This window comes from Janthinobacterium sp. SUN073 (assembly GCF_030397665.1).
In the GTDB taxonomy this organism is placed as follows: domain Bacteria; phylum Pseudomonadota; class Gammaproteobacteria; order Burkholderiales; family Burkholderiaceae_D; genus Janthinobacterium.
Genome location: NZ_JAPUBT010000014.1, coordinates 168,520 through 175,262 on the forward strand (window position 1 = coordinate 168,520; position 6,743 = coordinate 175,262).

Below are 6,743 nucleotides of genomic sequence, written 5' to 3' on the forward strand. Positions count from 1 at the left end.
GCAATGATAGCCGAGGCGATGGCGTGCACGGCAGTCATGCGGTATGTAATTAATAGACATTTAGTTTACTAATGTGGCATGGGCACGTAGTCTTGCCAGACACTATTCATCGAGCCCGCATGAAAAACATCATCCTGATTTCCGCCGCCTGTCTGCTGGCGCTGCTGTCGACCATCGGCGCCTCGCTGCCATACCCTATCCTGCCACCGCTATTCGCGGCCGAGGCGCCGAATGCCTTCAATCATTTCCTCGGCTTGCCATCCAAACTGCTGTTCGGCCTGGCGCTGACCATCAACCCGCTGGGCTTGCTGATCGGCTCGGCCGTGCTGGGCCCCTTGTCCGACCGCTATGGCCGCCGCCCCTTGCTGATGCGCACGGCCGTGGGCGCCGCCATCGGCCACGCCATCACGGCCTGGGCGCTGGTGATCCAGTCCTACCCGCTGTTCATCGTCGCCCGTTTCATCACGGGTTTGCTGGAAGGGAACGGCGCCGTGGCGCGCGCCATGCTGGCCGACCAGCTGACGGGGCCGCTGCGCCTGCGCGCCATGTCGTGGCTGAATGGTGCGTTTTACCTGGGCTGGCTGGTGGGGCCGATCCTGGCGGGCGCGACCCTGCATTGGGGCGTGACGGTGCCGTTCTGGATCGCCGCCGCCGCCCTGATGCTCGTCGCCGTGCTGGTGGCCGTGGGTTTGCCGCGCGAAACGCCTTCGCTCTTGACGACGTCGTGGTGGCAAGTGGCGCGCGACCGCCATTCGCTGAACCTGCTGCGCCATGACGAGCTGCGCACCCTGTTCATCGTGCAACTGGCGTTCACTTGCGGCGTGGCCAGTTTTTATGAGTTCTATCCGCTGTGGCTGGTCGAGACGGCCGCTTACCATGCGCAGGAGATTGCCTGGGTGAATGTGGGCCTGTGCGGCACGATGACCATCACCTCCTTGCTGGCGGGCGGGCCCAGCCGCCATGCGCCCTTGCTGCGCGCCAGCTGGTATGCCTGCGGCGTGGCGCTGGCCGTGGGGATCCTGGCGCTGGGCAATATCTGGGTGGGCATCGCCGCCATCGTGCTATTCGGCATTCCGAATGCGCTGTACAACACGGTGATCCAGGGCTGGTGCGCCGAGCGCTTCAGTGCGCACGGGCAGGGCGCCGTGATGGGCTTGCTGGCCACGACGTTTTGCATTGCCAACATCGTCGTCGCCCTGAGCGGCTCCGTGCTGACCCTGATCGATACGCGGCTGATACTCGTCGCGGGCGCCTTGTCCGCCGCCTGGGCCGCGTGGCGCATGGTCGCCTGGCGCCGCCAGCTGGACGGTGCCGTGGACGCGAAGGCATGCGAGGATTTCTGCAGCTAGGAGTTGGCTATCTTTCGGCGGGTGTTGGCGGGGGAATATCTGCTGGAGGGCGGGGCGGTGCGTGTACCGGATCAAGCCGGTGAGGTGAACCCTGCAAAAAGCTGGGGTCGTACCCTGCAGGGTACGACCCCGGTATCTGCTCCTGGGTTTTGTTACTTTTTAGCTGCCTTCGGCTTGGCAGCAGGCGCCGCCTTTTCAGCCGCAGCTTGTACGCCTGCCGTGGCCTGCGCCACTTGCGCGCTGGCTTTGGCAATTTGATCTTCCACGGTTTTCACGGCTTGCTTGGTGGCCTTGGTGACTTGCTCGTAGCCGAGGAAGGCGTTGTCGATGGCAGCCTTGACGATGGCCACGGCGTTTTCCGAGCCTGGTGGAACGTTTTTCGTGACGTCGTAGATCAGGGCGCTCAAATTGCTTTTCGCTTCGGCCACGTGGGCTTCGGCGGCCGTGGTGAATTCCGTGTGGATTTCCTTGATGATGTCGTCGAGTTGCTGTTTATACGCTTTTGCGCCGGCCACGCCCGGTTGCAGCTGGGCAGCGGCGGCGGCCATGGCGGCCTTCGGATCCTTGGCCTGGCTGATTTCCTTGCCGGCGGCAAGGCCATCCTCGATGCCGGACTTGGCGGTGGCCATGTTCAGTGCCAGCACCTGTTCCACGCCTTGCACGGCCTTGGAGGTGAGGGTGTTGAAGGTCATCAGCTGGAATTCAAACAGGGCCTTGGTGGCCGATGCGAATTGTTCGGGATTCGTAAACATGTGGTCTCCTCGGTTTGAATAGATACGTTCTTATCGTTCCATACTCTTTCGACGCCGCAATGCCATCGCTTGATCTCAAGCCGGTGCCCCGTGTGGTCATACCCCCATTATTTAACAAGCGCCGGTTTTTCGCAACGGCTATCTTTGTAAGGGCCAGAGGCCAGTTCCCAGCCAAATCCCAAGGTCGATTGGGCGCATGACAGGGTGCCGTCGACCTTGCTGCGCCACTGGTACCAGGGCGCCGGTCCGGCCATTGCGCAGGCGCAAGCGGCCAGCAGGGCCGTGGCGATCAGGTATTTCATAGGTGCTCCGAAAGAAAAGCCTGCGGGCATTGTAGCGCGCCTGTCATTCAGGGGGCGGGCGATTGCGGCGCCGCGGCGGGCAACTGCAGGGTGAAGGTGGTGCCGCTGCCGGCGCCGGTGCTGCTGATGGCGTCGATATGGCCGCCCAGCACGCCCGTGACGATGTTGTGCGCCACGTGCAGGCCCAAACCCGAGCCACCGGAACCGAGCTTGGTCGTGAAGAAGGGGTCGTAGACATGCACGAGGTCGTCGGCGGCGATGCCCACGCCCGTGTCGGCAATGGACAGGGTGATCGTCTGCCCGTCGTCGCTACCGCACGCGGTGATGGCGATAGTGCCGCCGCTGCGGCCCTCGAAGGCATGGCGCAGGCAGTTTTCCAGCAGGTTGCTCAGCACCTGGCCCAGCGGACCGGGGTAGCTGTCCATGGCCAGGCCGTCCGGCACGTCCTGCGTCAGGCTCAGGCCGGCGGCCTTGAGCGGTGTGGACATGGGCAGCATCAGTTCGGCGACGAACTGGCGCAGCAGGAAATGGCGCCGCTGCGAGCTGGCGCGGTCGACGGCGATCTGCTTGAAGCTGGAGACGAGGTCGGCGGCGCGCTGCAGGTTGCGCAGCATGATGGCGTCCGCTTCGCTGGCCTGGGTCAGGTAGGCGCCCAGTTCGGAGCGGCGCAAGCCATCGAGGAAGCTGGCCTGGATTTCGCGCGTGCGCTCGGCCATGGTGGTGGCCACCACCAGGCCGTTGCCGATCGGCGTATTGAGTTCATGCGCGATGCCGGCCACGAGGGCGCCCAGCGCGGCCAGCTTGTCGCGGCGCACCAGTTCTTCTTGCGTGATGGACAGGTTTTCCAGTGCCGCGGCCAGTTCCAGGTTGGTTTGCTCCGAATGTTCCTTGGCCTGCGTCAGGGCCGCCGTGCGTACGGCCACCAGCTCTTCCAGGTGGGTGCGGTGGCGCTGCAGCTCGCGTTCGTGGCGCATGCGGCCAATCGCGATGCCGGCCAGGTCGCTTGCCGTGTCGATCAGTTCCAGGTCGCGCGCATCGGGCTGGTGCACTTCGCGGTAGTACATGGCGAAAGAGCCCAGCACGCTGCCATCCTGGCCGAAGATGGGGCGCGACCAGCAGGCGCGCAAGCCAAACGGCGCGATCAGTTCGCGGTAGGGGGCCCAAAGCGGATCGTGCATGATGTCGCTGACCACCACCGGTTCGCGCAGGAACATGGCCGTGCCGCAGGAACCCACGCCGGGGCCGATAGCCATGCCTTCGAGCAGGGCCATGTATTCGGGCGGCAGGCTGGGGCCGGCCGCGCTGTGCATGTGGATGCCGTCGTCGTCGAGCAGCATGATGGAGCACAGCACGCCGCGCGACTGGCCTTCGATCAGCAGCAGCAGCTGGTTCAGGGTGGGGATCAGGGGCGCGCCCTTGGCGACCATTTCCAGCAAGGCGCTCTGGCCCGCGCGCATCGCTTCGGCGAGGTTGCGTTCGGTCAAGTCGATGATGCGCGCATGCACCAGCTGGCGGCCAGGCACGGACAGGCGCATCAAACGGATTTCGCAGGCGATCGGGTGGCTGTCGCGGTGGCAGCAGCTGGCGCGGAAGACGACGATCTTGCCTTGCAAGGTATCTCGGATCTTTTCTTCCAGCAATTGCGGCGAGGCGCGGCCATCGTCCTGATGCTGGGGGAACAGCGGTTCCATGCCACCCTGCAGCAGCTCGGCCAGCGGCATGCCGAACAATTCTTCGGCCAGGTGGTTGGCGTCGATCAGCAGGCGGTTGTCGATATCGAACAACAGCACGGCGTCGGGCGAACCGGCCAGGATGGAGTGGTAATTGACTTCCAGCGTTTGCGGATGCAGGGGGCGCGGCGGCGTGGAGGCACGCGGCGCGGGCGCCTCGGCCTTGTGCAGCGCCAGTTCCATGAGGATTTTTTCCGCCACGTCGCGCGCATTGAAGGGCATCTTGATGTAGTCGGAAGCACCGGCGCCCACGCTGCGGCCCTGTTCTTCGGCGCTGGGGGTGGCCGACATCAGCAGCAGGGGCACGCCATGGCGTCCGCCCGCATTGCGCAGGCGCATGCAGGTGGCGCCGATATTCGTGCCCGCCAGGGCCGCGTCGAGCAGGATCAGGTCCGTGCCGCCGGCCGCCAGTTCCACGCCTTCGTCGATATCGCCCGCCAGTCCCGTGCCCAGGTTATGCCGGTCCAGCACATACAGCAGTTCGCGCACATCGTTCGGCGAATTGCTGACCAGTAGCACGTTGGCCCGGTCGGCGATGGAAGAAATCAACTGATTCATGGTGTCGCGTCCTTACGCGTATTGTGAGACTAGTATTACATCAAGGCAAGGAGGAGTAAACGATAATTCTTGATGGCCAAAAGCAATGCGTTTGCGCGCCGTGTCACGCTGCGTTTTGTGCGTACGGCAGCGCGAGTTCGGCGCGCGCCTGTTCGATGCGCGGATAATTATCCTCGATCCAGTCGACCAGCACGGCCAGGCGTTCGGCCGCTTCGCGTCCCAGTGGCGTGAGGCTGTATTCCACCTTGGGCGGTATCACCAGATATGCCTGGCGCAGCACGAAGCCGTCGCCCGTCAGCGCTTCCAGGGTTTGCGCCAGCATTTTTTCGCTGACCCCGCCCACTTCGCGGCGCAGTTCGCTGAAGCGCCGCGTGCCGCTCAGCAGCAATACCAGTACCAGCACGGCCCAGCGACTGGTCAGGTGGCTGAGCACGGCGCGCGACGGGCAGGCGGCCGCCAGCAGTTGCGCTCCCTGGTTTTGCCGGACGAGGGCGGCGCGCAGGCTGGCGCCGGGAGTGTCTGTGGACATGATAGTTCGCCTTCAAGATGGGAGTGTGAATTCATACTTACCAAAAGGTACGTACTTACAATAAGTAAGTAATAGTCCTATTATAGGGTTTTACCACCCACGTACCAAGGAGAAATCATGATTGTCATCACCGGCGCCACAGGCAACCTGGGCCAGCACGTCATCGCCAGCCTGCTCACATCCGTACCCGCAGCCAACATCATCGCCGCCGTGCGCAATCCGGCCAAGGCCGCCAACCTGGCGGCACTGGGCGTGCAAGTGCGCCAGGCTGACTACAACGATGGCGCCAGTCTCGATGCGGCATTCAAAGGTGCAACGAAGATTTTGCTGATTTCGTCGAGCGAAGTGGGCCAGCGCGCGCAGCAGCACCAGAACGTCATCGATGCGGCCAAGCGGGCCAGCGTGGCCCTGCTGGCCTACACCAGCGTGTTGCGCGCCGACACGTCGCCGCTGGGCCTGGCCGCCGAGCACGTGATCACGGAAGCGGCGATTCGCGCCTCCGGCCTGCCGTACACGTTCCTGCGCAACGGCTGGTACCTGGAAAACCATACGGAACATCTGGCGCCCGTGCTTGAGCATGGCGTGGTGCTGGGCGCGGCGCAAAACGGGCGTTTCTCGTCCGCCGCGCGCGCCGATTACGCTGCCGCCGCCGCCGCCGTCCTGACGGCCGACAAACCGCAAGCCATCTATGAACTCGCTGGCGACCACGGCTTTACCCTGGCGGAATATGCGGCCGAAGTGGCGCGCCAGTCGGGCAAGGCGATTGTGTATAAAGACTTGCCGCAGGCGGATTTCAAGGCGGCGCTGGTGGGCGTGGGCGTGCCGGAAGGCTTTGCCGATCTGCTGGCCGATTCCGATGCGGGCGCGGCCAGGGGCGGCCTGGAAGACAATGGCAAGCAATTGAGCGCGCTGATCAAACGTCCGACGACGAGCCTGGTCGATGCCGTGAAGGCGGCGCTGGCCAAGTAAGGGGAGGGTGCCGCAGGTTGGAAAGACCGCGCGGCATCCGGTGTCCAGTCCTAAAATAGGTTGACAGTATTTATTGCTGCGCAAACGCCCGATGCACCGCATCGGGCGTTTTGTACTTCAAGGCCATATGTGGTCGTTCCTGGTTGTATATCCGCACCGATTGCGCCACCATTTTGCTCGCCTGTTTCAGGTCCGCCGGCCGATTCAACAGGAACTCGCCTTTCAGAATGCCGTTGATGCGTTCAGCCAGCGCATTCTGATAGCAGTCATAACCGTCTGTCATGGAGCAAGTCAGTCCATGACGACGATGAATTTCCTGATAGTAAGTCGAGCAGTACTGGATGCCCCTGTCTGAATGATGGATCAGCGGCGTCTTGCGCTGTCGTGCTCGCAGGGCCATCTTCAAGGCCTCGCTGACCTCTTCGGTTTGTAGGCTTGCGTGCACGTGATAGCCCACGATCTTGCGCGAATACGCATCCGTTACCAAGCTCAGATAGACGAATTTTCCGGCGGTCGGGAGATACGTGATATCGGCTACCCACACCTGCTCCGGC

General features: G+C 63.5%; 7 protein-coding genes. 2 read left to right on the top strand and 5 right to left on the bottom strand.

The window, feature by feature from the left end:
• The first annotated feature begins 119 nt into the window (after window positions 1-119).
• Complete coding sequence (locus O0882_RS26785) at window positions 120-1,349, top strand: MFS transporter (protein ID WP_289952919.1); 1,230 nt, start codon at window positions 120-122, stop codon at window positions 1,347-1,349.
• Between the two features lie 152 nt (window positions 1,350-1,501).
• Here O0882_RS26785 and phaP read toward each other — a convergent pair whose 3' ends face one another.
• The 4 genes from phaP to O0882_RS26805 all read right to left on the bottom strand — a co-directional run bounded on the left by phaP (window position 1,502) and on the right by O0882_RS26805 (window position 5,220).
• Window positions 1,502-2,101 carry a TIGR01841 family phasin gene (gene phaP / locus O0882_RS26790; protein WP_096234778.1) on the bottom strand — a complete coding sequence of 200 codons (600 nt, stop codon included), beginning with the start codon at window positions 2,099-2,101 and terminating at the stop codon, window positions 1,502-1,504.
• A gap of 107 nt (window positions 2,102-2,208) precedes the next feature.
• Window positions 2,209-2,403, bottom strand: a complete 195-nt coding sequence (locus O0882_RS26795; protein ID WP_071078190.1) for a hypothetical protein — start codon at window positions 2,401-2,403, stop codon at window positions 2,209-2,211.
• A gap of 47 nt (window positions 2,404-2,450) precedes the next feature.
• Entirely contained in the window at window positions 2,451-4,691 is a 2,241-nt protein-coding gene (locus O0882_RS26800) for an ATP-binding protein (protein ID WP_289952923.1), read from the bottom strand.
• A 103-nt stretch (window positions 4,692-4,794) separates the two neighbouring features.
• Window positions 4,795-5,220 (bottom strand): helix-turn-helix domain-containing protein, encoded by a 426-nt coding sequence (locus O0882_RS26805; RefSeq protein WP_289952926.1) that lies wholly within the window; start codon window positions 5,218-5,220, stop codon window positions 4,795-4,797.
• A 117-nt stretch (window positions 5,221-5,337) separates the two neighbouring features.
• Between O0882_RS26805 and O0882_RS26810 the strand changes: the two genes are divergently transcribed.
• Complete coding sequence (locus tag O0882_RS26810; RefSeq protein ID WP_289952928.1) at window positions 5,338-6,189, top strand: SDR family oxidoreductase; 852 nt, start codon at window positions 5,338-5,340, stop codon at window positions 6,187-6,189.
• Window positions 6,190-6,259: 70 nt separating this feature from the next.
• On the opposite strand, the gene O0882_RS26815 is transcribed toward O0882_RS26810, so the two are convergent.
• The coding region (locus O0882_RS26815) for an IS3 family transposase (protein WP_289952932.1) at window positions 6,260-6,743 on the bottom strand (484 nt) is incomplete at its 5' end.